Consider the following 24,551-nt stretch of genomic DNA (forward strand, 5'->3'; position numbering starts at 1 on the left):
TTATGAATTTATCGAAATGGTAATCGGATAAAAGAGCTATACCGGAAATTATTTTCGCCGGTATAGCTCTTTATTTTGTTCTTATTTTGCCTTGATTTTACCTGTCCAGTTTTTAAATCCGCCTTTTAATTGATAAAGCTCTTTGTAGCCATTTTTATGGAGGATTTGCGCTGCACGTGCAGAACGGCTGCTTTTTTGGCAATATAAATATACTGGTTTATCTTTACGAATTTCGATTAATCGTTGCTTTAATTGAGTAACAGGTATATTTCTGGCGCCTAGGATGTGTCCTGCATCAAATTCTTGTGGCTCCCGGACATCAATCAATTGCGCTTTACGATATCCTTCGATCCATTGATCTTGTGTCAGTACACTTAGATACATTTTCTGTCTATAATAACGGAAAATTGATATAGCTAATAGTACTACTAAAACAATAATTAATACTTCCATTTAATTTCCCCCGTCTTTCACATATCTAATCTGTTTTATTATAAAATACTTTTAATTACATGGAAAGTTTTTGTGCTGTCATTATTTAACTCCATAGTTTTTATTCTTAAAATGTCGAGTTATGTTGCTTATTGGTGTTTTACATAAAAAAACTACGGGATTAAACGATTGACAAAGGTGTTAACACAATATATAGTATGACTTATACATTAATACTACAACATGTTGTTTTAAAACATTGAAGATGTGGTACTTAGTAATTATAACATAAATAATAGAAAAAGATGAGTAAGGGAGCGATTTAATGTCGACAGTTTTAGAAAAAGTAAATGGAATTGATATTGCTTCATTGAATAAGGACATTGAGTTGTTTGATGCTGTCCATCCGATAACCGAAGATATGAAGCTTACCCATTCAGGCGTTTCCAGATTGGTAATGCTTGATAGGTATGCTTACAAGGATACAGAGAAAGTGACACTAAAAGTCGGGGATTTTGTCGTTTTGACTGTAAAATCTGATCCGAAATTCCCAGCAAGAGGATTAGGATTTGTACAAGCGATTGATTGGGAAGCAAATGAAGTGAAAGTCAAAGTCTTAGATGAGTTTTTATCAGCGTTGGACAATGAAGATGAAGTAAAAACTGGTATCATCACCCGTTCCCTAGATGTTATTGATAAACCATTGGAAATCTTTTATGAGCAAATCGCAAAACGAAATGCAACAGGTTTATCAGTTGTTGAAAAATCTGAAGAAAAACAAATGAAATCCTTCGATGAGTTTTATAATGAATTGGCAAGCTTAAACTTTGTACCAGCTGGACGGGTTCTCTACGGTGCTGGGGCAAATACAGAGGTAACTTATTTTAACTGTTATGTGATGCCTTATGTAAAGGATTCAAGAGAGGGTATTTCTGATCACCGCAAACAAGTGATGGAAATCATGTCACGCGGCGGTGGCGTAGGAACAAACGGTTCGACTCTCCGTCCTAGAAATACACTAGCTCGCGGAGTAAACGGAAAATCATCTGGTTCCGTTTCCTGGTTAGACGATATCGCAAAGCTTACACACCTTGTTGAACAAGGAGGTTCACGACGTGGAGCTCAAATGATAATGCTCGTAGATTCGCATCCAGATATTATTGAATTTATCATCTCTAAAATGCAAAATCCACGTATTCTACGATATTTGATTGAGAATACAGAGGACGAGCAAATTAAACGATTAGCTAAAGAAAAGTTGAATTTTAAACCATTAACTGAAACAGAAATAGATCTGTACACAAGTGTTGTGAACTACAAACATTTCCCAGGTTTAGGTGGCTTCACCGAAGATGCTATGCGTGAAGCAGAATTGAAATTGAAGGAAGGCGGAACGTACAGCGTTCATAATCCTGAATTCTTAACGGGTGCAAACATTTCTGTTTGTATTACTAAAGAGTTCATGGAAGCTGTAGAGAATGACGAAATGTATGAACTGCGCTTCCCGGATGTGGAAAATTATTCACCAGAAGAAATGAAGGCATATAATGAAAAATGGCATGAAGTCGGTGATGTGCGTAAGTGGGAAGAAATGGGATATGGCGTTCGTGTTTACCGTAAAATTCGTGCAAAAGAACTTTGGAATTTAATTAATGTTTGTGCAACATATTCCGCAGAACCAGGAATTTTCTTTATAGACAATGCCAATGATATGACAAATGCATCAGCATATGGCCAGCAAGTTGTTGCAACAAACCCATGTGGTGAACAACCATTGGCACCATATAGTGTTTGTAACCTTGCAGCAGTAAACCTTGCTGAAATGGCAGATAAAGAAAATAAGACGGTTAACTTTGAAAAGCTTAAACAAACCGTACGAACAGGTGTGAGGATGCAGGACAACGTAATCGATGCGACTCCTTACTTCTTGGAAGAAAACCGTAAACAAGCACTAGGCGAACGTCGTGTAGGTTTAGGGGTAATGGGGCTGCATGATCTATTAATCTACTGTGAAACGAAATATGGTTCAAAAGAAGGTAACGAACTTGTTGACAAAGTGTTTGAGGCAATTGCAACTACTGCTTATCGTGCATCCATTGAACTCGCAAAAGAAAAAGGAAGTTTTCCTTTCTTAGTTGGAGAGACGGAAGAAGAGACAATGAGATTGAGAGAAGCTTTCATTAATACAGGTTACATGAAGACTATGCCTGAGGATATCCGTCAAGATATCTTGAAATACGGAATACGTAACTCTCACCTGTTGACGGTAGCTCCAACAGGAAGCACAGGTACAATGGTTGGGGTTTCCACAGGACTTGAACCATACTTCTCCTTCTCTTACTTTAGAAGTGGGCGTTTAGGAAAATTCATCGAAGTAAATGCAGGAATTGTTGAAGAGTATCTACAAAATAACCCTGATGTTGATCCTAATAACTTACCAGATTGGTTTGTTTCTTCCATGGATCTAACAGCGGAAGAGCATGCAGATACACAATGTGTAATTCAGCGTTGGGTAGATAGTTCAATCTCGAAGACTGTTAATGCTCCAAAAGGATACACTGTAGAGCAAGTGGAACAGGTGTATGAACGTTTATACAAAGGTGGAGCAAAAGGTGGAACGGTTTATGTAGATGGTAGTAGAGATTCCCAAGTTCTGACTCTGAAAGCTGAAGAAAACACAGTTGGAGAGCAGACAGAGTTATTTGATGAGGAAAGTGAAATCGAAAAACCGAAAGTAGTATTAATGGACACCATTCAAGAATTAGACTCCACTAATGTTAAAATCGGATCGGAAATCGGGGATACTTGCCCAGTTTGCCGTAAAGGTAATGTTGAAGAAATTGGTGGATGTAATACATGCACAAGCTGTGGTGCCCAATTAAAATGTGGTTTATAATAGCTAATTAAAAGACTTGTTAGTTAGGAAGCAATCTTACGTTAATCATGTAAAGTTGCTCCTTCTAACAGGTCTTTTTTTCATTTCCAAGGATAATTACTTGTTCCAACATAATTTTTACGATATTCTTTAAGTAATAGAAAAAATGTTGCGCTATATAAAAAAAGATGCACAATGAAATGGAGTGTTATTATGCCAACGCCAAGTATGGAGGATTATATTGAACAAATATACATCCTCATAGAAACTAAAGGTTATGCCAGAGTATCGGACATGGCAGAAGAACTGGATGTCCATCCTTCCTCTGTTACAAAAATGATTCAAAAACTGGATAAAAGTGAATATGTCAATTATGAGAAATATCGTGGATTCGTTTTAACATCGAAAGGCAAAGAAATGGGTGAAAGGTTGTTATATCGCCATGATTTGCTTGAAGAGTTCTTGGAAATCATTGGAGTGGATAAAGAGAATATCTACAACGATGTTGAAGGAATTGAACATCATTTAAGTTGGAATTCAATTGATCGCATCAGTGATTTAGTCAATTATTTTAAGGCAGATGAGAATCGATTGAAAGATTTAAAAGAAATACAGCAATTATCCAAAAATAAATAAACACGCAAGTTTAGCAGACTCATCCTAACTTTTGCGTGTTTTTTTATGAATAATTTAAATAGATTGCTGATAAGTGAATTTAGGCCTCTGCCCCGCACACCCAAAACACCTTCGCTTTCCGTGGGCGGCTCAGTTAAGTATGTAAAGGGTTCATATATGAAAAAATAGTTCTAAAACAACATCTCACCCTAGTAAATATAATACTATCTAAACATTTAGGGGGAGAGTCATGCGGATTGATGCAGTTTTCTCGGGTGGTGGGGTGAAAGCCTATGCCTATATGGGAGTACTGGAGAGCATCGATAATCACCAACTTCAGCTCGAACGCACTGCCGGTACATCGGCTGGTGCGATTGTGTCTGCATTAATAGCTGCTCGCTACTCATATGAAGAAATCGAAAAACTTATTTATGAATTGGATGTTAAATTATTTATGGATCCACCATTAATTACCCAGTATCTTCCATTACTAAAATGGCCTTTATTATATTTTCAAATGGGTATCTATAAGGGAGATAAGTTGGAAGAATGGCTCACGGAAAAATTAGCTGCGAAAAATATTAGAACATTTAAAGATATTAAGGAAGGTTATTTAAAAGTTATCGCCAGTGACTTGTCAATGGGGAGAATTGTCGTTTTTCCGGATGATTTAATGACATATTACGGAATCCACCCGAATGATTTTCCAGTTGCAAAAGCGGTGCGTATGAGTGCAGGTTTTCCTTTTTTCTTTATGCCTAAGAAGCTTCCAGGAAAAAAAGGAACAAAGAACATTATTGTTGATGGTGGTTTATTAAGTAATTTCCCTCTGTGGTTATTTGGACAAAAAAAGCATCAGCTGCGCCCGGTATTAGGTATAAAATTGACTGAACAAGATAGTGAAGGAAACCAAGAAGAGAAAATTACAAATGCATTCAATATGTTTTATGCATTATTCCATACAATGAAAAAAGCACATGACATGAGGTATATCTCAAAGTCGGAGGAAAACAATATACTTTTTATCCCTGTTGAAAATATTCTAGCTACAGATTTAAATATATCTGATGAGGAAAAGTCGCATTTGGCTGCAGTGGGAAAAGCAAGAGCAGATACTTTTTTAGCAAGATGGCCGAGATGAAGATAGCAAAAACATACCGAAACAGTCTATAAAAACCAAATAAAAAAGACCGAGTTACTTAGAAAGTTGCTCGGTCTTTTTCTTTAGATTTATTGCCTTCAATGACACGTAAATGGGTAGGTCGTTTTTTCCCTTTACGTGCCGTAGCAGCTTTTTTATTTATCGTAGGAACGTGTGCAGGTTTTTTTGGTGCAGCTTGATTGTATTTTGATTTTGATTGTTTGACTGCTTGTTTGTACTTTTTCATTTCGTCGGACGAACCTCTTGATCGGTTGACAAGAAAATAAAGTAACGCAAAAATAGCTACAGCAAAACCAAGCATCATAAACATACTAGTCAAGAAACCTCGAGTATTTCCAAACAACTGCGTGACGAGTCCAAATCCAGCAAGAATCATGATGAGGTAGAATAGGTAAGCTATTTTTTTACGCTTCATGAAGAAGTCCTCCTTTCCATCGAACAAATAATACATACTACTAGCATATACCACAACTTCGCTTTTAGGAAACTCAGAAATTTCCATGTGCTCAATAGGTAAAACCATTACCAGTCTTGACTATCTGCAAAAAACTATACATGAAAGAATGTGAAAGTCTGAATCCCGTAGGAGAATAGGTCCCTTATCTTAATTGTACTAAAAACATCATAATAAAACTATCGGTTTTCAGAATTTTAATTCACAAAATCATGACATTTTAGTCATTCTTCCAATGATAGAAATAGAATTGATTGGTCATACTACAAATGGAGGTGATCGAAGATGGAAAACGACAATAAAAGTGCACAGATTCCTAGTACGGGAACGTTATTTGTGCGAGCGCTAGTTATTGGATTGGTTGGTGGTTTCATCTGGAGTGCATTATTAGCTGTTTCCTATTACTTTAATTTCTCCGGAATTTCACCAAAGACATATTTATTGAAGCCTTGGGTTCAGGAAGGGTGGGTTGACCGCTTCTCCGGACATGTGATAGCGATTATTATAGCAAGTATTTTATCCTTAGTTCCCGCAGTTATTTACCATATGATATTCAGAAAAATAGATTCCATGTGGGTTGGTGTCGGTTATGGAATTGTACTATGGACAATCGTATTCTTTCTTCTGCAACCAATTTTTCCATACACGAAGAGAATGCTGGAACTTGATGCAAATACATGGATAACTACATTATGTGTATTTATATTATATGGTCTGTTTGTGGGATATTCTATTTCCTACGATTACCATGAGATGCAGATAAGGTCCTTGGAGCAAAAGACGGAAAGCTAACGTTACCATTCCTGCAAACATTATGATAAACTAAAAAACATGATATATTATCGATGTATGCGCAGGGAAGGAATGAGAAAATGGTTAAATTACAAAAGCTACGGCAGCAGTTTCAGGACCATGGACTAGATGCTATTCTAATCGCTAGTCCAATAAACAGAAGATACATTAGCGGTTTTACCGGAACTGCTGGTGTAGCAATCATTTCGGAAAACAATGCATTATTCATTACGGATTTCCGCTATACAGAACAGGCGGCAGCGCAAGCTGAAGGTTTCGAGATAATCGAACATAAACAAGGCTTGGAATCAGAAATCAAAAAACAATTGAATGCTCTACAGGTAAAACGTGTTGGATTTGAAAAAGACCATACTACATATGGACAATATGAAACCTATAAAAAAACATTTGATGTAGAATTGCTTCCAGTAAGTGGGCTTGTAGAAAGCCTACGTACAATTAAATCTCCTGAAGAGCTAGCTGTTATGAAGCAGGCAGCAAAAATAGCCGACGATGCTTTTACACACATACAATCCTATATTAAACCAGGGGTAAAAGAAATCGAGATTGCAAATGAGCTGGAGTTTTTCATGAGAAGAAATGGAGCAACCTCCTCAAGCTTCGATACGATTGTTGCTTCTGGATACAGATCAGCAATGCCACATGGCGTAGCATCTGAGAAAGAAATCCAATCTGGCGAATTAGTGACGCTGGATTACGGAGCGCTATACAATGGTTACTGCTCCGATATAACTCGCACAGTAGCGGTTGGAGAAGTCAGCGATGACCTTCGGAAAATTTATGATATTGTGTTAGAGGCAAACATACGCGGGGTAAATGAAATCAAAGCGGGTATGACCGGTAAGGAAGCAGATGCGATAACAAGGGATTATATCAAGGAAATGGGATATGGTGTAAACTTTGGTCATTCCACAGGACACGGCCTGGGAATGGAAGTACACGAAGCACCAAGACTCTCTCATCTATCTAAAGAGACGCTTAAGCCTGGTATGGTAGTTACAGTAGAGCCTGGCATTTATGTTGCAGGTCTCGGTGGTTGTCGTATTGAGGATGATATTGTAATCACGGAAGAAGGAAATGAGCGATTGACCTTCTCCACCAAAGAATTTATTCAACTGTAGAGTTCAAGGAGGAAAATTATGATTTCAGTAAACGATTTTAAAACTGGCTTGACCATTAAAGTAGATGGTGATCTTGTACAGGTTATTGAATTCCAACATGTAAAACCAGGAAAGGGTGCAGCGTTTGTTCGCAGTAAATTACGTAATTTACGAAATGGGAACATTCAAGATAAAACATTTCGTGGCGGTGAAAAAGTAGAGCGGGCACATATAGAAACAAAAACGATGCAGTACCTTTACGGTTCAGGAGATTCATATGCTTTCATGGATACGAATACGTATGAACAAATTGAAATCCCTGCCAACAGATTAGAGCATGAATTGAAATTTATTAAGGAAAACATGGAAGTTTCTATTGTATCCTATGAGGGAGAAATTTTAGGGATTGATCTGCCTAAAAACGTAGAACTTGAAGTCGTGGAAACAGAACCTGGCATAAAGGGAGATACGCAAAGCGGCGGCTCTAAATCAGCTACATTAGAAACGGGCCTGATTGTCCAAGTCCCACTCTTTGTAAACAAAGGTGACAAACTAGTCATCAGTACAGACGAAGGAAAATACGTTTCACGTGCACATTAATACTATATAAAATGAGGGTAGCATGAACATCATGCTGCCCTTTTTGTATTTCTACCCCAAATCCTCTCACTGAATTTTCCTCTATGAATAGATGTAATAAGCATATTTTAATTTGTTCTTCATACATTTTCTATATAGTCTTCAACCGAGAAAGGATAGGAGAAAAAGTTATATGAAAGAGATATTGCGAATTTTTCCACCAGATTTAAAAAGCTGGGTTGCCCTAAGAGTTGGGAACCGCTGGGACAAGCTTGAAGAAATTCGCTGCAGAATCAATCAGCCCATTGAATTGATCTTTGAAGATGAAGTGGAGTGGATAACAGAAGTTTTACCTAGTCAAAATGACGGTATGTTTTTGTTGAATCAATTGAGCGAGTACTCCTTATACCGGTTAGAAAACGAATTGCGAGAAGGTTATATCACCATAGAAGGTGGTCATCGGGTGGGGATTGCGGGAAGAGTCAACACCATGGACGGTTCCGTAAAAACCATACAGAACATCTCTTACTTTAATATTCGTGTAGCAAGACAAAAAATAGGTGTTGCCGAGCCCTTTATACCATTCATTTATGAAGACAACTACGTAAATACATTAGTAATCGGCCCACCCCAGTCAGGGAAAACAACGTTGATCCGCGATATAGTTAGAATTATTTCTTCAGGTTGGAAAGACAAATTTGCAAGGAAGGTTGCCGTCATCGATGAACGTTCGGAGATTGGGGCTTCTATACTTGGCGTTCCACAACATGACCTTGGATTACGGACCGATTTAATGGATGGTTGTCCAAAAGCAGAAGGAATGATGATGATGATTCGTTCTATGTCACCAGAAGTTTTGGTAGCAGATGAAATCGGTGGGGAAAAGGACATCCATGCACTTTGGGAAGCGATCCACTCTGGAGTAACGATTATTTGTTCCATCCACGGTCAGGCTTTAGATGATATTAAGCGACGTCCGCTACTAGAAAATATGGTTAAAGCGGGAGTTTTCAAACGGTTTATTGTTCTTGGCAAACGCACATCTACGTATCATCAAGTGCAGGTTTTCGATTCGAATGGGAAAAGAATTCAACATTATGGGGACAGATGGAAATGAAGTGGCTTGGTGCTGTATTACTGATTATCGCTTCCACATGTATAGGGATGTATATAAGTAATCGATTTGAGAAAAGACCAAAGCATATTAGGCAACTGCAAAGTGCATTGCAGCTTTTGGAAGCTGAAATAACGTATAGTCAATCACCCCTCCAAATGGCGTTTCGTACAATTGCAAACCAGCTGCCATTCCCAGTCAGTCAATTTTTCCATCTGCTTAGTGAAGATATGAAAACAGCTGAAACAGATTTTACGATACTTTGGAATAAGAGGGCAGAGGAGTTGGCCGAATTAGCCAGTTACAGAAAGAATGAGGTTGAGATTCTTAAACAATTTGGCAGTTCACTAGGTCAACATGATTTTATCCAACAGCAAAAACAAATACGTCTTGCTTTGACTCATTTAGAACGTGAACTTGAAGATGCGCGGGACGAGCATCATAAATACAGTAAACTAGCCAGAAGTTTAGGTGTGCTCTTAGGTGTATTTATCGTGTTACTGCTCGTCTAGTCAGAAAGGGGTAAGAGCATGCTCACCGATATATCTGTTTTATTTCAAATCGCAGGCATTGGCATCATCCTTGCTCTGATCCATACGATATTAAAGCAGATGGGCAAGGAAGAAATAGCACAGTTCGCAACTTTAGTTGGATTTATTATCGTTCTCTATATTGTCATTAATGGGCTGAGTGATTTATTTAATCAGATAAAATCGGTTTTTCTATTTTAGGAGAATAGAAGATTTATGAAATTATTCCAATACACTTGTTAATAGCCGAAATGACTTTTATTGGACAAGTAATAAATCCTTAGGAGAAAAATATGGATATATTACAATTAGTTATTATTTCAATAGTTGCTAGTGTAATCTTTATTATTTTAAAAGATATTAATCCAGGTTTTGCGTTTTTTATCATTATTTTAGTGGGAATCATCATTTTCTCTAGTGTCATCCAACAAATCCGTTTAATATTTCAGGTCATCCAATCATTGGGAGAGCAAGCGAGTGTTCCCGGATTATATCTCGAAACCATATTGAAAATTATTGGTATTGCTTATATAGCTGAACTGGGTGCGAGCATGACGAAAGATGCAGGGCTGAACTCGGTTGCTAAGAATATTGAACTTGCTGGAAAAATATTTATTCTTCTACTTGCCATACCTATAATTACAGCAGTAATTGAAGCAATTGTAAATTTTCTGCCTACGGTTTAAGGAGCAAGCATATGACTAAAAAATTAGTTATGGGTTTCATCATCTTATTCATCACTTTATGGTTTCCCATAATCGTTAAAGCAGAAGATGGGGATTTGCAAATCCAAGAACAACTAATTGATGATATCTCATTAGAATCTGTAGAGGAATACTGGGAAAACATTGGTAGTGAATACGGAGGGTATTTACCAGAGGTTGATCGTACGTCGCTGAAAGATTTTATTCGAAATACAGACAGTTTTTCCTTCAAACAAGTTTTCCGAGGGGTTATGGATTTTTTGTTTCATGAACTAATCTTCAATGGTAAATTACTTGGAAGCTTATTATTGCTAACTATATTTTCCATGATCCTTCAGTCCATGCATGCAGCTTTTGAGAAAAGCACCGTAAGTAAAATTGCGTATTTTGTCGTGTTTTTAGTTTTGATTTTTATTGCTCTTTCCAGCTTCTTTACGGTTGTCACTTACGCAAAAGATGCAATCGATACGATGAGCAGTTTTATGATCGGTCTATTGCCACTGATTTTAGGAATCATGGTTACCTTCGGGAACATATTTGCTGTATCGTTTTTTCATCCAATAATTATTTTTCTCATTCATTTCACTGGCGTCTTTATTTCATATTTTGCAATTCCCCTGTTGTCATTTGCTGTGCTTCTAGTCATTATAAGCAGTCTATCTGATAATTATAAAGTAACGAACCTAGCGAATTTGCTTCGCTCTGTAGCGATAAGCAGTCTTGGTGTATTATTTACAGTCTTTCTTGGGGTCATGTCCGTACAGGGTGCAGCTAGTGCGATTCAGGACGGAGTAGCAATGAAGACCGCAAAATTCATCACAGGCAACTTCATACCGGTAGTCGGTAGAACTTTCACGGATGCAGCAGATACTATTTTATCTGCCAGTCTCCTCTTAAAAAATTCTTTAGGTATAGTCGGACTCGTCGTAATACTATTCATTTGTTTGTTTCCAGCTATTAAGATTCTTGTCATTGCTTTTATTTATAAATTGGCAGCGGCAATCTTGGAGCCGCTTGGCAAGGGGCCGATCATTACTACCCTACAATCACTGAGCACGTATATTTTGTATGTATTAGCTTGCCTTCTCGCGGTCTCTTTCATGTTTCTACTTGCGATTGTGCTAATTGTTGCGGCAAGTAATCTGACACTCCTTCTAAGGTAGAGTGATGATAATGGAATTTATATCAGATTGGATTACACAAATTATTATATTTATTTTATTAGCGACTATCATTGATTTACTTACACCAAATCTTGCAATGAGTAAGTATATCAAACTCGTATTAGGTTTAATCTTGATTTTAATTTTACTCACTCCAATCTTTTCGCTCTTTAATTTGGACTTTGAGGGGGCCATAAATAATAACTACAGAAATCTATTTGAAATGGATGGGGAGATGGAAAGAATGGAAAGTTCAATAGAAATGCAAAAAAGTGAAATAGAATCAACACATGATGCATATATTTTAGAAGAAATGGCTGTCCAATTAAAATCTCTCACAAACGAAGAACTGCTTGACGAACATGATGCTCACATAACAGATATAAATTTTCAGTTTGAGGACGAGACAACCAAGACATACGAAGGACTGACAGAGGTTATCGTTTATTTAGAGAAAGGGGCTGACGGGGAAGGAAATATAAAACCAATCGAACAAATCGTGATCAATTCATCAGAAATTGAAGAAGATGGAGAAATGGATGAAAGCATTATCAAACTGTTGAGAGATAAATGGGAGCTGGAAGATAAAAAAATTACTATTCACTGGGAAGGGGGGACATCTTGAAACGACTTCTTGATAAGTTGCTTTCAAATGATTCTGGAAGAGAAAAGATGACTCTAAAACCAAAATACTTTTTGATTATAGGATTAGTTGGCTTGTTGTTAATTTTAATGAGTAACCTGTTGTTTAATAAGAAAGATGAATTAGAACCACAATATGAATCACCGGTAACAGAGCAAAAAACACAGGCTGGAGAAGCAGCAACGAGTCCAGCTTCAGAGATTGACGAATTGGCCCGCAGTTATGAACAAGATTTAGTAACGATGCTCAACAAAATTCAAGGGGTATCAGAAGCTGAAGTAATGGTTAATTTGGATTCATCTGATATAAAAGTGTACGAGCATAACCTCATTTCTGGCACGCAAACGACTAGTGAAGAAGATCAAAGTGGTGGTACCAGACAAGTGGAGGATCGTACAGAAGATATGCAAACGGTTTTAGTCAGGCAAGGGGATACCGAACAGCCTATACTTGTACAAACGAAACGTCCGGATGTAAGGGGTGTTTTCGTTGTAGCAAAAGGTGCTGAAAAAGCAAATGTAAAAAGTTGGATTATTGAGGCAATATCTAGTGTCCTAGATGTTCCTACCCACCGAATTTCTGTAATGCCTAAAGATTAAGGAGGAGTATCATGTTAAAAAAACAAACGGTTTGGTTACTTACGATGTTAAGTTTATTGGTTGTGTTAAGTGTCTTTTATATTATGTCTCCAAATGACGATTTAACCTTAGTGAATCAAGGAAGCGATGAGAATGAAGAAGTAGTGCAAACTGAATCAACCACAGAGGATTCTGCTGAAGCAGAGGTAACTGATATTACAAATGTCACGAGTGATGAATTATTCGATATGATTCGAATGGAAGTGCAAGATGATCGCAGTATGGAAAAATCCCGTTTAGAAGCGATTGTTTCCTCAAGTACGGCTTCAATAGAAGAAAAAGATAATGCTTTAAAAGGGATTGACGAACTGGAAACAATCCAAATGAAAGAGAAGATTCTGGAACAATCCATCGTCTCAGAAGCGGGTTATGAAGATGTCTTGGTTAGAAGTTCCGACGACGATAAAGTGCATGTCCAAGTGCGTGCGGACGAGTTATCCAGCGAAGAAGCACTAAAAATTATGCAAATGGTAAGAGATGAATTTAATCGCGATGTAACTGTTGAAGTAAACTATCAATCTGCTTCTGCTAGATAAATAATCTATTAAAATCCAGACGAATATTCGTCTGGATTTATTATTTCATAGCCGATTCACGAATAACAATCCGTATCCTATGCTCATCGTTCCCCAGGACTGCGTAGCTTAATCACAAATGAAAAGTATTTTAGTTCGATCAGTATTTAATTTATGCTCTATTCCTTTATAGCACCAGCTTCTAATTGTAACTTATAATTTTATTAGCTATAGTCATTCACTACTGATATAATGGATAGATGGAAACCATACTACATATTTCTGTTGTTACACTTGCCTATCGATAAAGCATTGGCTTAGAATAAAGTGAAATGGCATAGGCATAGTGAACATCTAAGTTTTCGATGTAGTTGTGAGGTTTGCATGAATTAAGTAAAATATACCGTATACAAAACATATAAGGGGTGCGTTTACTGATGTTAAAAGTACAAGAGATACGCGAAATCATCAAACTAATTGATGAATCTTCTATTACAGAATTCAATTATGAGTCGAATGGTACAACAGTTACTTTGAAGAAGGGAACGGAAGTTGTATCTAAGGCTGCGAGTCCAGCAACACAAGTGATTGAAGTGCCGGCAACAGCACAAGCTCAAGAACAAACAGTGCAAGTACAAAAAGAAGTGAAACAAGAAACCGTAAAACAAGAGAAACAAGAAGTATCGACAGAAACGGTGGATTACGATTATGAAGTAGTCTCACCAATGGTTGGTACATTCTATTCTGCACCATCACCTGAAGATGATCCATATGTGACAGTTGGAACGAAAGTAGAACCTCAATCCATTGTCTGTATCGTAGAAGCGATGAAGTTATTTAACGAAATTGAAGCTGAAGTGAGCGGAGAAATCGTTGAAATACTCGTGCAAAATGGAGAATTAGTGGAATATGGTCAGCCATTATTCCGTGTAAAGAAATAATAAGGGGATGGAGTAATGATTAAGAAAGTATTAGTCGCGAATAGAGGCGAGATTGCTGTTCGTATTATCCGTGCTTGTCATGAGATGGGCATTGAGGCAGTCGCAATCTATTCGGAAGCAGATAAAGAATCGTTACATGTTCAATTGGCTGACGAAGCGTATTGTATCGGGCCAACATTAAGCAAGGATAGCTATCTTAATTTTACTAATATCTTGAGTCTCGCAACATTGACAGATGTGGATGCGATTCATCCAGGATATGGGTTTTTAGCTGAGAATGCTGACTTTGCTGAAATGTGTGAGGCATGTAATATCACGTTTATTGGACCTACACCTGAAGCTATTCAACGTATGGGCATAAAAGACGTCGCTCGTGAAACGATGAGGCAGGCTAACGTGCCGATTGTTCCCGGTTCAGATGGAATTATTGAAACTGAAGAAGAGGGAAGGGAAGTAGCCGAGAAAATTGGCTACCCAGTTATAATTAAAGCTACTGCAGGTGGCGGTGGTAAAGGTATTCGTGTAGCAAGAAATGAGGAAGACCTGATTAAAGGAATTCGGGTTACACAAAAGGAAGCAGAAACTGCATTTGGCAATCCGGGAGTATACCTAGAGAAATTCATCGAAGACTTTCGCCATGTGGAAATTCAAGTTCTTGCGGATAAACATGGTAATATCATTCATTTGGGCGAACGTGATTGTACCGTTCAACGTCGATTGCAAAAATTAATTGAAGAGACACCATCTCCAGCGATTACACCAGAAATTCGGAAACAGATGGGTGAAGCAGCTGTTAATGCAGCTGCAGCAGTTGACTACGTTGGCGCAGGTACGATTGAGTTTATTTTTGACCGTCAGTCACAGGAATTCTATTTCATGGAAATGAATACTAGAATTCAAGTGGAACACCCTGTTACGGAAATGGTTACCGGTGTTGATCTGATAAAAGAACAAATCAAAATAGCAAATAATGAAAAGCTTAGTCTAAAGCAAGAGGATATCACATTTAATGGATGGTCTATCGAGTGCAGAATCAATGCGGAAAATCCGTACAAGAACTTTATGCCGTCTGCCGGTATGATAGATATGTATCTTGCGCCAGGTGGGTTCGGTATCCGTGTGGATTCAGCAGCATATACCGGTTATACAATTCCACCATATTATGATTCGATGATTGCAAAACTTATAGCATACGCTCCAACAAGAGACGAAGCTATTAAAAAAATGAAACGTGCGCTCGATGAATTTATTATTGAAGGAATTCATACAACCATTCCATTCCACCGACAAATCATGGAGCATGAAGTGTTCCAAAATGGAGATTTTAATACGAACTTCCTTGATGAAAACCCAATCGTTGAGAAAAAATGACAACTTACTAAAAAGGTGTGATTTCATGAGTGAACAACCATTATTGAATGTTAGTGACGACACGTCCTTAGGTAAAGTGGAAATTGCCCCAGAAGTAATTGAAGTGATTGCAGGTATTGCAGCAACGGACGTTAAGGGATTATATGCCATGCGTGGCAACTTTGCATCTGGAGTAGCAGAACGATTTGGAAAGCAAACTCATAACAAAGGTGTGAAGGTTGAACTTACGGACACCGGAATTAACATTGACGTATATTGTATTCTACACTTTGGTTCCTCCATACCTAAAGTTGCTCAGGAACTGCAAACGAATATCAGACAAAGTTTGAAGACGATGACTCAACTTGATATTTCGGAGATTAATATCCATGTAGTCGGCATTCATATGGATGAAAAAGAAGATAAAGAGTAAGACACCAAGGCCAGAGCTAATCACTTTGGCCTTCTTTTATTCTGATATGATGGGAATACTATTACATAACGGGAACGTAAGAATCTCCTGTGAGTAGCATTCAAACTGTAAAACATGTTATTATTTGTGAAGAAACGTGTAAAAGGAGCAATAGGATGAAACGAAGAGAAGCAAGAGAAAAAGCATTTCAATTTCTTTTTCAAATAGATATAAATGATGAGGTCGACAATCACATCGTACAAGATTACCTAGAAGAGCAAAATAACGATAAATTCCTCAAGCAGTTGATTGAAGGAGTAATGGATAAAAAGCAGGAAGTAGACGATACAATCTCCAGACATCTTGAAAATTGGTCTTTAGATCGTTTAGCTTCTGTAGAGAGAACAGCTTTACGTCTTGCTGCTTTTGAAATTGAATATCTGGACGACATTCCTACGAATGTTTCAATCAATGAAGCTGTAGAGCTGGCCAATCGTTATGGTGATGCGAAATCAGGGAAATTTATTAATGGTGTGTTATCTAAAATCGTTCAAAAGTGAGGGAATGGAAAATGACTGCTGATATTATAAGTGGAAAAGAATTATCTGCTCAAATTAAACGCAATTTATCTCAAGAGATTCTACAATTGAAAGAAAAAAATCTGGTACCGAAATTAGTAGTTGTCTTAGTAGGGGATAATCCCGCATCTCTGTCTTACGTAAAAGGAAAAGAAAAAGCAGCGGCAGAAGTTGGAATGGATTCTGATTTAATCAGATTACCAGTTGAAACTTCTGAACAAGAACTTTTATCCTTGCTCGATCAATTAAATCAAGATTCTTCCGTTCACGGAATACTTGTCCAGCTTCCGTTACCTGAACAAATTGATGAACAAAAAGTCATTGATCGAATCGATCCTAAAAAAGATGTAGATGGCTTCCATCCTATCAATATTGGAAAAATGATGACTGGTGAAGATAGTTTCTTACCGTGTACTCCTTATGGAATCATTGAGATGATCAAGTCAAAAGGTATTGAAATAGAAGGAAAACATGCTGTTGTCATCGGCAGAAGCAATATAGTAGGAAAGCCTGTAGGACAATTGTTGTTAAATGAAAATGCAACAGTCACTTATTGTCACTCAAGAACAAAAAATATGCGGGAATTTACTCAAAAAGCAGATATTCTTGTAGTTGCGATTGGAAGGGAAAACTATATTAAATCCGAAGATATAAAAGAAGGGGCAGTTATCATCGATGTAGGCATCAATCGGACCGTGGAAGGAAAATTGACTGGTGATGTTGACTTTGAAGGTTGCAAGGATAAAGCAGGATTTATCACACCTGTTCCTGGCGGAGTTGGTCCGATGACAATCACAATGTTATTATCGAATACGATAAAAGCTGCAAAAGGATTGACTGGTATTGAAGGATAAATACTTAACAGTCACTGCATTGACAAGATACATCAAACGCAAGCTTGACCTCGACAGGCATTTACAGGAAGTCTGGTTGAGGGGAGAAATTTCTAATTTTAAACATCATAGCCGTGGTCATATGTACATGACGATAAAAGACCAGGAAACACGCATTCAGGCAGTGATGTTTGCTGGTAACAATCGAAGCTTAAAGTTTTACCCAGAGAATGGGATGAACGTTTTAATTCGGGGTAATGTTAGTGTTTATGAGGCAAGCGGCCAATATCAATTGTATATATATGAAATGGAACCTGATGGAATCGGTGCACTTTATCTAGCTTACGAACAACTGAAAAACAAATTGGAACAGCGAGGATATTTTTCTGCTGAACGCAAGAAGCCAATCCCGCTTTTCCCTAAGCGGATAGGTGTTATCACTTCACCGACTGGTGCAGCAGTTAGAGACATCATTACAACGATACATAGACGATTCCCTTTGGTTGAAGTAGTGGTTATTCCGGTTCAAGTTCAAGGAGCTTCAGCTGCTGTGTCTATAAAAAACGGAATTGAGACGGCGAATCGAATAGGTGGGTTTGATACTTTGATCGTCGGCCGTGGCGGTGGTTCTATTGAAGAACTATGGAGCTTTAATGAAGAGAACGTTGCAGATGCTATTTTTAATTCCAGAATACCGGTTATTTCTGCAGTCGGGCATGAAACGGATACAACAATCAGTGATTTTGTAGCAGACCTACGTGCACCTACTCCGACAGGAGCGGCAGAACTCGCCGTTCCTTCTAAGGATGAATTGAAACAAACGACTTTACAGCTTACGCAAAGAATGAATATAGAAATGAAGCGATTAATAGAGACGGAAACCAAACATATCCAAAACCTGACAAATTCCTATGCTTTCCGTTATCCAAAGGAACTACTCAGACAGAAAGAACAGCAGTTAGATCAGAGGATAGAAGTATTAGGCCGAACATTCCAGAATGGAATACAAAATAAAACTTTAATCTTTGAATCACTGTCAAGAAGACTTAATATGCAGCATCCAAAAGAACAGGTTACACAGGCTGCCAAGAAATTATTTGAACTCAAGGATAAAAACGAACGTTATATGAAGCGGATTGTAGATGGAAATAACCGTGAGTTAAGAAGTCTGATCGATAAATTGAGCCTTGTGAATCCATTAGAGATCATGAAACGGGGTTTTGCTTTACCTTATAATCAAGAAGGAGAGCTCATAAAATCCGTAGGTCAAGTGAGGGAAAAGGATACCATCAGCATTAAACTTACGGATGGAAAGATAAAAGCGGAAGTGCTAAAAATAAAGGAGAATCCAGATGACGAAGAAATATGAAGAACTTTCCTTTGAAGAGGCAATGGAACAGTTGGAAAAAATCGTTGATAAATTGGAAACAGGAGATGTTCCACTAGAAAAAGCAATTGAATACTACCAAGATGGTATGATCCTATCCAAATTATGCAGTGATAAAATCAACAATGTTCAAGAAAAAATGGCGAAAATCTTAAATGAGCATGGGGAAGTCACCACTTTCGAAGTGGAGGAGGAAAACTAGGATGCAACTTCAATTAGACAATTATTTAAAGGATTATAAATTGTTATTAGAGAATGAAATACAGAAGCGTTTATCTGTATTGTCTATTCCTGAACAGCTCAAAGCTTCCATGCTCTATTCCTTGCAAGCGGGCGGTAAACGGATAAGACCAATTTTATTGATAGCAAGTTATGAGGCTTTTGACCAAAATATTGAGAAAACAATGTCTTCCGCAATCGCTTTAGAAATGATTCATACATATTCCTTAATCCACGATGATTTACCAGCGATGGACGATGACGATTATCGCCGTGGTCAATTGACAAATCATAAGAAGTTTGATGAAGCTACAGCTATTTTGGCAGGGGATGCATTACTTACCCATAGTTTTGAATTGATTGCAGCAGATCCTCTTTTATCAGATAGAGAAAAAGTTGAATTGGTGAAGAGACTTTCTCAGGCCAGCGGTCCATTGGGAATGGTCGGTGGACAGATTCTTGATATGGAAGCTGAAAAAAATACCGTCTCTTTGGAACAACTTGAAAAAATTCATGATCTTAAGACAGGGGAATTATTAAAATATGCTGTATATGCCGGAGCTTATTTAGGAAAAGCGACAGATGAACAATTAGTTCATTTAACGAATTATGCATATTACCTAGGATTAATTTTCCAAGTACAGGATGACATTTTGGATATTACAGGAACACAAGAGGAAATTGGCAAGCCGGTTGGCAGTGATGAAGGTAATGAAAAAAGTACTTACCCGAAACTCCTCGGTCTTGATGGAGCAATTCAACAAAAAGAGAAGTATGTAAACAAAGCAAAAAGTGAATTGCAATTAGCTGGTGTAACTGATTCGCTTTTAGGTGCTTTAGTCGATTATATAAGTACTCGTAATCATTAATCTAAAATTCAGCCGTTCAATCAAGATGAGCGGCTTTTTTCCTGCTTCATCTAACTAACGGAATTGTATTTGTTTTCGCAGGGACAAGAATTCATGTATAATAAATCAGAATAGCTTATTAATATTAAATGATGAATATAGGATAAGGGATAGGTATATGGCTAAAAAGCGATTAGACGAATTATTATTGGAGCGAAAATTAGTAGATGACATAGATAGAGCCAGAAGATTAATTATGGCTGGTTTGGTTTTTTCGAATCAAGAAAGACTCGACAAGCCTGGAATAAAGGTGGATGAGTCACAGCCACTCCGGATAAAACAAAAGGAAAAATCATATGTAAGCCGCGGAGGATTGAAGTTGGAAAAGGCGATAGAAGAATTCCAACTTGATCTTAAAGAAAGAATTGTTTTGGATATCGGCTCATCCACTGGAGGATTTACAGATTGTGCCCTTCAAAACGGGGCAAAGCTGAGTTATGCCATTGATGTGGGGTATAATCAATTGGATTGGTCATTACGGAAAGATGAACGGGTTATTGTAATGGAACGTACGAATTTCCGTTATGTAACAAAGGAAATGCTAAAGTATGGTGATCCAAACTTTGCTTGCATCGACGTTTCATTTATTTCTTTACGGCTCATATTACCTGTGTTGAGAGAGCTTTTAACCCAAGAAAATGATGTGGTTGCACTTATTAAACCTCAGTTTGAAGCGAAAAAGGAGCAAGTCGGTGAAGGCGGCATAGTGAGGGACCCTGAAGTTCATTTAGAAGTCCTGGAAAGAATAATTGGTTTTGCTGAAAGCGAAGATTTTCTGTTGCATGGTATCACGTATTCTCCAATAAAAGGTACCCAGGGAAATATTGAGTTCTTGGCGCATTTCAAATATCAGCCTGGGATGAAAGTGAATGAACGTACTTTTGATTTGAAAAGTTTAGCCAATAGCGCCCATCACCGTTTGTTGGATAAAGAATGAAGGAATGGTGGTCAGATAAATGAGTAAAATCCAACGTCATATAAAAATACGGGAATTGATTAATGAACATGAAATTGAAACTCAAGATGAACTTGTCGATGAATTGAAAGCACTTGGTTATAATGTGACTCAAGCAACTGTTTCAAGAGATATTAAGGAATTACATTTAGTTAAAGTTCCAACATTAACGGGTAAATATAAATACAGTCTGCCGGCAGATTTGAAGTTTAATCCGGAAGAAAAGCTTAAAAGACTCATGATTGATGCGTTTGTTAATATTGACAATGCGAGTCATTTCATCATCCTGAAAACTCTTCCAGGAAATGCGAATGCAATTGGTGTACTCATTGATAATTTAGACTGGGAAGAAATCATGGGAACCATCTGCGGTGATGATACCTGCTTAATTATTTGCAGAAAGGAAAAAGACGCGGAAGAGATTAAAAACCGCTTTATTAGTATGCTCTAACGTCGAAGAAAAAGAGGTGAACGAACATGCTAACGGAATTATCCATACAAAATTTTGCTATTATCGATGAAATCTCAATAACGTTTAATGAAGGATTAACGGTTCTATCGGGGGAAACGGGTGCAGGTAAATCAATTATAATTGATGCGATCCAGTTGCTTGCTGGAGGAAGAGGTTCCGTAGATTACGTTCGTCATAAGTCAAATAAAGCTGAGATTGAAGGGTTATTTACAATCGAATCCGAATCGCACCCTATATATGATATTGGAAAGCAGTTTGGAATAGAAATATCTGATGAGCAAGTCGTTTTAGAACGAACGATTACAAAGAGCGGAAAAAGTATTTGTAGAGTAAACGGTAAATTAGTTACGCTTGCCATATTAAGGGAATTCGGTAAAACGCTTATTGACATACATAGTCAGCACGAAACCCAATCATTGATGGACGGAGATAATCATATTCAACTATTAGATTTGTATGATTTCCACAACATCAAACAGGCGAAGGATGAGTATACCTATTTATATGAAAAACTCCAACGATTAAAACAACGATATAAACAGTTGAATGAAAATGAGCAAGAAACTGCTCACCGACAAGATTTGCTGGAGTTTCAGTTGAAAGAACTTGAGGAAGCGAATCTAACGCCGGATGAAGATGAAATTCTAGAGAGAGAAAGAAACTCACTTGCTAATTTTGAGAAAGTCTATTCCGCTTTGCAGGATGCCTATAATGCACTATATGGGGAAGGTAAAGGTTTGGAGTGGCTGAATCAAGCGATGATTGCTTTAGATGAGCATGAGAATATTGATCCGTTCATCAATGAAAAAGCGGAGGAAATTGCTAATCATTATTATTCCCTTGAAACACTTGTTTTCGATTTTCGCAATTATATTGATAATTTACAGTATAATCCAGAACGCCTTAATGAAATAGAATCCAGATTAAATGAAATTACTCGACTGAAAAGGAAATACGGTCCTACAGTTAATGAAATGATTACTTATACTGCAAAAATTGAAGAAGAACTTGAGCAGATTACAAATAAAGATGTCCATTTGACAGCATTGGTTGAAGAAATTGAAGAAGTCGAGCAGGATGCAATCCTTGAAGCGAAACAGCTTCACGATTTACGAAAGAAGGCTGCTGAGGCTTTAACGGTTGAGATACAAAATGAATTGAAAAGTCTGTATTTGGAAAAAGCCAAGTTTGAAATTAGTTTCGATAGTGATCTCGAAAATCCAAAGCTTCACAGTGAAGGGTTTGATAACATTCGATTTATGATATCCACTAACCCCGGCGAACCATTAAAGGATTTGACAAAAGTAGCATCGGGCGGTGAACTTTCCCGCATTATGCTTGTGTTGAAAAAAATCTTTGCTAAGCATCAAGGAGTGACGAGTGTAATTTTTGATGAAGTTGATACCGGAGTCAGTGGTCGCGTTGCACAAGCAATTGCAGAGAAGATATACGAAATTTCTAAGGCTTCTCAAGTATTATGCATTACGCATTTACCACAAGTCGCGGCCATGGCAGACACTCACAAATTAATTCAAAAGCATGAAAGAGATGACCGGACATCTACAACAGTCACCGAGTTAAGTGTAGAACAGCAAATGGAAGAACTAAGTCGCATGATTACAGGTACTAAATTGACTGAAACCGCTAAAGAACATGCCAAAGAAATGCTCGAACTTGCAAATGCATTTAAAAAGAAAAATCAATAGGAATATTATCGAGATTAAGCCAGAAAATAACATCACTGGCTTTTTTCTTTTGGTATTATTTTTTTCTTATGCCAGATAGCTTATTCATGAACTCGAGGATTATTCAAGGTAAACTTAAGCAGTTCGCTTATGAATCACCAGTTTAAAAACAAGTCCATCAGGTCAAATTACAGGTACAAAGAAATAATTTGGTATGGGTGAGATACGAGGAGTGTTTAAGATTATGGAAGAACCAACTAAACAATGGATAAGATTAACCTACTCGCTATTCATCAGCTTTATATTCCTTCTGACTTCTACATTTATTAACCCGGTTGGAGCGGAAGAAAGTACGGCACCTGTAATAGAACGTGATGAAACGGCTTTTTCAAATGTACAACCTGTTGATGTGGCTACAAAGGACGAACAGTCATCCAATTTTGAACCGATTAATCGTGAAGAGATTCGTATCATTCCTGGAGGACAGTCAATCGGTGTTCAATTAGAAACAATGGGGGTATTAGTTGTCGGTCATCATTCTATTCAAGGTAAACAGGGGGTACTATCTCCAGGACAAGATGCAAAAGTAATGATAGGTGACATGATTGTTGAAATAAACGGCAATCCAATTAGAGAGATGAATGAAATCAAAACGCTCGTGAATAAAGCTGGTAAACAAAATGAACCTTTAAAAATCAAGTTACGAAGAGGGAACAAACTACATGAAACATCTTTGCAACCCGTTCTAGATAAACGTGACAATGAATATAAGATAGGGCTCTATATTAGAGATTCTGCAGCAGGAATTGGAACGATGACGTTTTATGATCCAGATAGTAAACGATATGGAGCATTGGGACATGTGATTTCAGATATGGATACGAGAAAGCCAATTGATATGGTAAGAGGTACAATTGTTCGTTCCTCGGTTGTTGATATAGAAAAGGGAGACCAAGGAACCCCGGGCGAAAAACATGCAAGATTTTCAGCAGATAGAAACATATTGGGGAGTATTATAAAAAACACTCCACATGGGATTTTTGGTGTACTGGATAAAGGTATTAAGAACGGTAAGTACGATGAACCACTACCCATCACTCGTGCACATGAAGTAAAAGAAGGACCAGCCAAAATACTAACAGTTGTTGATGATGAAAAAGTCGAAGAATTTGATATTGAAATTGTAAGCTCTGTACCCCAGAAAAAGCCAGATATTAAAGGAATGGTAATAAAAATCACGGATCCGAAACTTATGGAGAGTACAGGAGGCATTGTACAAGGGATGAGTGGAAGTCCGATTATCCAAGACGGAAAAATAGTTGGCGCGGTCACCCATGTGTTTGTAAATGACCCGACATCTGGATACGGTATCCATATTGAATGGATGCTCCAAGATGCAGGAATTAATATAGAAGAGAAAACAGAAACGATGGCTCAGGCTAGTTGAATCCTTTGTCGAACTTGTAACAGACGA

28 protein-coding genes are annotated in these 24,551 nt (G+C 37.6%); 26 read left to right on the forward strand and 2 right to left on the reverse strand.

The window, feature by feature from the left end; all coding sequences use genetic code 11:
* Window positions 1-81: 81 nt before the first annotated feature.
* Complete coding sequence (locus M3210_RS00600; protein ID WP_251510144.1) at window positions 82-453, reverse strand: rhodanese-like domain-containing protein; 372 nt, start codon at window positions 451-453, stop codon at window positions 82-84.
* 304 nt (window positions 454-757) lie between these two features.
* Between M3210_RS00600 and M3210_RS00605 the strand changes: the two genes are divergently transcribed.
* The 3 genes from M3210_RS00605 (at window position 758) to M3210_RS00615 (ending at window position 5,063) form a co-directional block, all read left to right on the forward strand.
* On the forward strand, window positions 758-3,328 hold the full coding sequence (locus M3210_RS00605) for a vitamin B12-dependent ribonucleotide reductase (RefSeq protein ID WP_251510145.1): 2,571 nt from the start codon (window positions 758-760) through the stop codon (window positions 3,326-3,328).
* Between the two features lie 192 nt (window positions 3,329-3,520).
* A complete protein-coding gene (gene mntR, locus M3210_RS00610) occupies window positions 3,521-3,943 on the forward strand; it encodes a transcriptional regulator MntR (RefSeq protein WP_251510146.1) in 423 nt (140 codons plus the stop codon).
* 229 nt (window positions 3,944-4,172) lie between these two features.
* On the forward strand, window positions 4,173-5,063 hold the full coding sequence (locus tag M3210_RS00615) for a patatin-like phospholipase family protein (protein ID WP_251510147.1): 891 nt from the start codon (window positions 4,173-4,175) through the stop codon (window positions 5,061-5,063).
* A gap of 58 nt (window positions 5,064-5,121) precedes the next feature.
* Here the strand turns inward: M3210_RS00615 and M3210_RS00620 are convergent, their stop codons facing one another.
* The gene (locus M3210_RS00620) at window positions 5,122-5,499 is read right to left on the reverse strand and encodes an SA1362 family protein (protein WP_251510148.1); all 378 of its coding nucleotides are present in this window, start codon (window positions 5,497-5,499) and stop codon (window positions 5,122-5,124) included.
* A 324-nt stretch (window positions 5,500-5,823) separates the two neighbouring features.
* Between M3210_RS00620 and M3210_RS00625 the strand changes: the two genes are divergently transcribed.
* The 23 genes from M3210_RS00625 to spoIVB all read left to right on the forward strand — a co-directional run bounded on the left by M3210_RS00625 (window position 5,824) and on the right by spoIVB (window position 24,524).
* Complete coding sequence (locus M3210_RS00625; RefSeq protein WP_251510150.1) at window positions 5,824-6,330, forward strand: YqhR family membrane protein; 507 nt, start codon at window positions 5,824-5,826, stop codon at window positions 6,328-6,330.
* 80 nt (window positions 6,331-6,410) lie between these two features.
* Complete coding sequence (locus tag M3210_RS00630) at window positions 6,411-7,472, forward strand: M24 family metallopeptidase (protein ID WP_251510151.1); 1,062 nt, start codon at window positions 6,411-6,413, stop codon at window positions 7,470-7,472.
* 18 nt (window positions 7,473-7,490) lie between these two features.
* A complete protein-coding gene (gene efp / locus M3210_RS00635) occupies window positions 7,491-8,051 on the forward strand; it encodes an elongation factor P (protein ID WP_251510152.1) in 561 nt (186 codons plus the stop codon).
* A gap of 172 nt (window positions 8,052-8,223) precedes the next feature.
* On the forward strand, window positions 8,224-9,147 hold the full coding sequence (gene spoIIIAA / locus M3210_RS00640; RefSeq protein WP_251510153.1) for a stage III sporulation protein AA: 924 nt from the start codon (window positions 8,224-8,226) through the stop codon (window positions 9,145-9,147).
* Window positions 9,144-9,656, forward strand: a complete 513-nt coding sequence (gene spoIIIAB, locus M3210_RS00645; protein WP_251510154.1) for a stage III sporulation protein SpoIIIAB — start codon at window positions 9,144-9,146, stop codon at window positions 9,654-9,656. The genes spoIIIAA and spoIIIAB overlap by 4 nt, the downstream gene beginning before the upstream one ends.
* An 18-nt stretch (window positions 9,657-9,674) precedes the next feature.
* Window positions 9,675-9,875 (forward strand): stage III sporulation protein AC, encoded by a 201-nt coding sequence (gene spoIIIAC, locus M3210_RS00650; protein ID WP_251510155.1) that lies wholly within the window; start codon window positions 9,675-9,677, stop codon window positions 9,873-9,875.
* A gap of 92 nt (window positions 9,876-9,967) precedes the next feature.
* Window positions 9,968-10,360 carry a stage III sporulation protein AD gene (spoIIIAD, locus tag M3210_RS00655; protein ID WP_251510156.1) on the forward strand — a complete coding sequence of 131 codons (393 nt, stop codon included), beginning with the start codon at window positions 9,968-9,970 and terminating at the stop codon, window positions 10,358-10,360.
* An 11-nt stretch (window positions 10,361-10,371) separates the two neighbouring features.
* Window positions 10,372-11,541 carry a stage III sporulation protein AE gene (gene spoIIIAE, locus M3210_RS00660; protein ID WP_251510157.1) on the forward strand — a complete coding sequence of 390 codons (1,170 nt, stop codon included), beginning with the start codon at window positions 10,372-10,374 and terminating at the stop codon, window positions 11,539-11,541.
* A gap of 10 nt (window positions 11,542-11,551) precedes the next feature.
* On the forward strand, window positions 11,552-12,166 hold the full coding sequence (gene spoIIIAF, locus M3210_RS00665; RefSeq protein WP_251510158.1) for a stage III sporulation protein AF: 615 nt from the start codon (window positions 11,552-11,554) through the stop codon (window positions 12,164-12,166).
* On the forward strand, window positions 12,163-12,783 hold the full coding sequence (gene spoIIIAG, locus M3210_RS00670; protein ID WP_251510159.1) for a stage III sporulation protein AG: 621 nt from the start codon (window positions 12,163-12,165) through the stop codon (window positions 12,781-12,783). Before spoIIIAF ends, spoIIIAG begins: the two co-directional genes overlap by 4 nt.
* 11 nt (window positions 12,784-12,794) lie before the next feature.
* On the forward strand, window positions 12,795-13,358 hold the full coding sequence (locus M3210_RS00675; protein ID WP_251510160.1) for a SpoIIIAH-like family protein: 564 nt from the start codon (window positions 12,795-12,797) through the stop codon (window positions 13,356-13,358).
* Window positions 13,359-13,774: 416 nt separating this feature from the next.
* A complete protein-coding gene (accB, locus tag M3210_RS00680) occupies window positions 13,775-14,278 on the forward strand; it encodes an acetyl-CoA carboxylase biotin carboxyl carrier protein (RefSeq protein WP_251510161.1) in 504 nt (167 codons plus the stop codon).
* A gap of 15 nt (window positions 14,279-14,293) precedes the next feature.
* Complete coding sequence (accC, locus tag M3210_RS00685) at window positions 14,294-15,649, forward strand: acetyl-CoA carboxylase biotin carboxylase subunit (RefSeq protein ID WP_251510162.1); 1,356 nt, start codon at window positions 14,294-14,296, stop codon at window positions 15,647-15,649.
* A gap of 25 nt (window positions 15,650-15,674) precedes the next feature.
* Window positions 15,675-16,061 carry an Asp23/Gls24 family envelope stress response protein gene (locus M3210_RS00690; RefSeq protein WP_251510163.1) on the forward strand — a complete coding sequence of 129 codons (387 nt, stop codon included), beginning with the start codon at window positions 15,675-15,677 and terminating at the stop codon, window positions 16,059-16,061.
* Between the two features lie 155 nt (window positions 16,062-16,216).
* Window positions 16,217-16,600: a transcription antitermination factor NusB gene (nusB, locus tag M3210_RS00695; protein ID WP_251510166.1), complete on the forward strand. Its 384-nt coding sequence runs from the start codon at window positions 16,217-16,219 to the stop codon at window positions 16,598-16,600.
* An 11-nt stretch (window positions 16,601-16,611) separates the two neighbouring features.
* Window positions 16,612-17,472 (forward strand): bifunctional methylenetetrahydrofolate dehydrogenase/methenyltetrahydrofolate cyclohydrolase FolD, encoded by an 861-nt coding sequence (folD, locus tag M3210_RS00700; protein ID WP_251510168.1) that lies wholly within the window; start codon window positions 16,612-16,614, stop codon window positions 17,470-17,472.
* Complete coding sequence (xseA, locus tag M3210_RS00705; protein ID WP_251510170.1) at window positions 17,462-18,820, forward strand: exodeoxyribonuclease VII large subunit; 1,359 nt, start codon at window positions 17,462-17,464, stop codon at window positions 18,818-18,820. Before folD ends, xseA begins: the two co-directional genes overlap by 11 nt.
* The gene (locus M3210_RS00710; protein WP_251510172.1) at window positions 18,804-19,040 is read left to right on the forward strand and encodes an exodeoxyribonuclease VII small subunit; all 237 of its coding nucleotides are present in this window, start codon (window positions 18,804-18,806) and stop codon (window positions 19,038-19,040) included. Before xseA ends, M3210_RS00710 begins: the two co-directional genes overlap by 17 nt.
* Window position 19,041: 1 nt before the next feature.
* Window positions 19,042-19,926 carry a polyprenyl synthetase family protein gene (locus tag M3210_RS00715; RefSeq protein ID WP_251510174.1) on the forward strand — a complete coding sequence of 295 codons (885 nt, stop codon included), beginning with the start codon at window positions 19,042-19,044 and terminating at the stop codon, window positions 19,924-19,926.
* Between the two features lie 157 nt (window positions 19,927-20,083).
* Window positions 20,084-20,902: a TlyA family RNA methyltransferase gene (locus M3210_RS00720; protein ID WP_251510176.1), complete on the forward strand. Its 819-nt coding sequence runs from the start codon at window positions 20,084-20,086 to the stop codon at window positions 20,900-20,902.
* Window positions 20,903-20,921: 19 nt separating this feature from the next.
* The gene (gene ahrC, locus M3210_RS00725) at window positions 20,922-21,371 is read left to right on the forward strand and encodes a transcriptional regulator AhrC/ArgR (protein ID WP_251510178.1); all 450 of its coding nucleotides are present in this window, start codon (window positions 20,922-20,924) and stop codon (window positions 21,369-21,371) included.
* A gap of 26 nt (window positions 21,372-21,397) precedes the next feature.
* Window positions 21,398-23,098: a DNA repair protein RecN gene (gene recN / locus M3210_RS00730; protein WP_251510180.1), complete on the forward strand. Its 1,701-nt coding sequence runs from the start codon at window positions 21,398-21,400 to the stop codon at window positions 23,096-23,098.
* Window positions 23,099-23,321: 223 nt separating this feature from the next.
* The gene (gene spoIVB / locus M3210_RS00735; protein ID WP_251510183.1) at window positions 23,322-24,524 is read left to right on the forward strand and encodes a SpoIVB peptidase; all 1,203 of its coding nucleotides are present in this window, start codon (window positions 23,322-23,324) and stop codon (window positions 24,522-24,524) included.
* Window positions 24,525-24,551 lie beyond the last annotated feature (27 nt).

This window comes from Oceanobacillus luteolus, from assembly GCF_023715655.1.
Classification (GTDB): Bacteria; Bacillota; Bacilli; order Bacillales; family Amphibacillaceae; genus Oceanobacillus; species Oceanobacillus luteolus.

Coding starts and splice junctions, on each gene's coding strand:
- M3210_RS00600 (WP_251510144.1), bottom strand. CDS start 453: ATGGAAGTATTAATTATTGTTTTAGTAGTACTATTAGCTATATCAATT.
- M3210_RS00605 (WP_251510145.1), top strand. CDS start 758: ATGTCGACAGTTTTAGAAAAAGTAAATGGAATTGATATTGCTTCATTG.
- mntR (WP_251510146.1), top strand. CDS start 3,521: ATGCCAACGCCAAGTATGGAGGATTATATTGAACAAATATACATCCTC.
- M3210_RS00615 (WP_251510147.1), top strand. CDS start 4,173: ATGCGGATTGATGCAGTTTTCTCGGGTGGTGGGGTGAAAGCCTATGCC.
- M3210_RS00620 (WP_251510148.1), bottom strand. CDS start 5,499: ATGAAGCGTAAAAAAATAGCTTACCTATTCTACCTCATCATGATTCTT.
- M3210_RS00625 (WP_251510150.1), top strand. CDS start 5,824: ATGGAAAACGACAATAAAAGTGCACAGATTCCTAGTACGGGAACGTTA.
- M3210_RS00630 (WP_251510151.1), top strand. CDS start 6,411: ATGGTTAAATTACAAAAGCTACGGCAGCAGTTTCAGGACCATGGACTA.
- efp (WP_251510152.1), top strand. CDS start 7,491: ATGATTTCAGTAAACGATTTTAAAACTGGCTTGACCATTAAAGTAGAT.
- spoIIIAA (WP_251510153.1), top strand. CDS start 8,224: ATGAAAGAGATATTGCGAATTTTTCCACCAGATTTAAAAAGCTGGGTT.
- spoIIIAB (WP_251510154.1), top strand. CDS start 9,144: ATGAAGTGGCTTGGTGCTGTATTACTGATTATCGCTTCCACATGTATA.
- spoIIIAC (WP_251510155.1), top strand. CDS start 9,675: ATGCTCACCGATATATCTGTTTTATTTCAAATCGCAGGCATTGGCATC.
- spoIIIAD (WP_251510156.1), top strand. CDS start 9,968: ATGGATATATTACAATTAGTTATTATTTCAATAGTTGCTAGTGTAATC.
- spoIIIAE (WP_251510157.1), top strand. CDS start 10,372: ATGACTAAAAAATTAGTTATGGGTTTCATCATCTTATTCATCACTTTA.
- spoIIIAF (WP_251510158.1), top strand. CDS start 11,552: ATGGAATTTATATCAGATTGGATTACACAAATTATTATATTTATTTTA.
- M3210_RS00675 (WP_251510160.1), top strand. CDS start 12,795: ATGTTAAAAAAACAAACGGTTTGGTTACTTACGATGTTAAGTTTATTG.
- accB (WP_251510161.1), top strand. CDS start 13,775: ATGTTAAAAGTACAAGAGATACGCGAAATCATCAAACTAATTGATGAA.
- accC (WP_251510162.1), top strand. CDS start 14,294: ATGATTAAGAAAGTATTAGTCGCGAATAGAGGCGAGATTGCTGTTCGT.
- M3210_RS00690 (WP_251510163.1), top strand. CDS start 15,675: ATGAGTGAACAACCATTATTGAATGTTAGTGACGACACGTCCTTAGGT.
- nusB (WP_251510166.1), top strand. CDS start 16,217: ATGAAACGAAGAGAAGCAAGAGAAAAAGCATTTCAATTTCTTTTTCAA.
- folD (WP_251510168.1), top strand. CDS start 16,612: ATGACTGCTGATATTATAAGTGGAAAAGAATTATCTGCTCAAATTAAA.
- M3210_RS00710 (WP_251510172.1), top strand. CDS start 18,804: ATGACGAAGAAATATGAAGAACTTTCCTTTGAAGAGGCAATGGAACAG.
- M3210_RS00715 (WP_251510174.1), top strand. CDS start 19,042: ATGCAACTTCAATTAGACAATTATTTAAAGGATTATAAATTGTTATTA.
- M3210_RS00720 (WP_251510176.1), top strand. CDS start 20,084: ATGGCTAAAAAGCGATTAGACGAATTATTATTGGAGCGAAAATTAGTA.
- ahrC (WP_251510178.1), top strand. CDS start 20,922: ATGAGTAAAATCCAACGTCATATAAAAATACGGGAATTGATTAATGAA.
- recN (WP_251510180.1), top strand. CDS start 21,398: ATGCTAACGGAATTATCCATACAAAATTTTGCTATTATCGATGAAATC.
- spoIVB (WP_251510183.1), top strand. CDS start 23,322: ATGGAAGAACCAACTAAACAATGGATAAGATTAACCTACTCGCTATTC.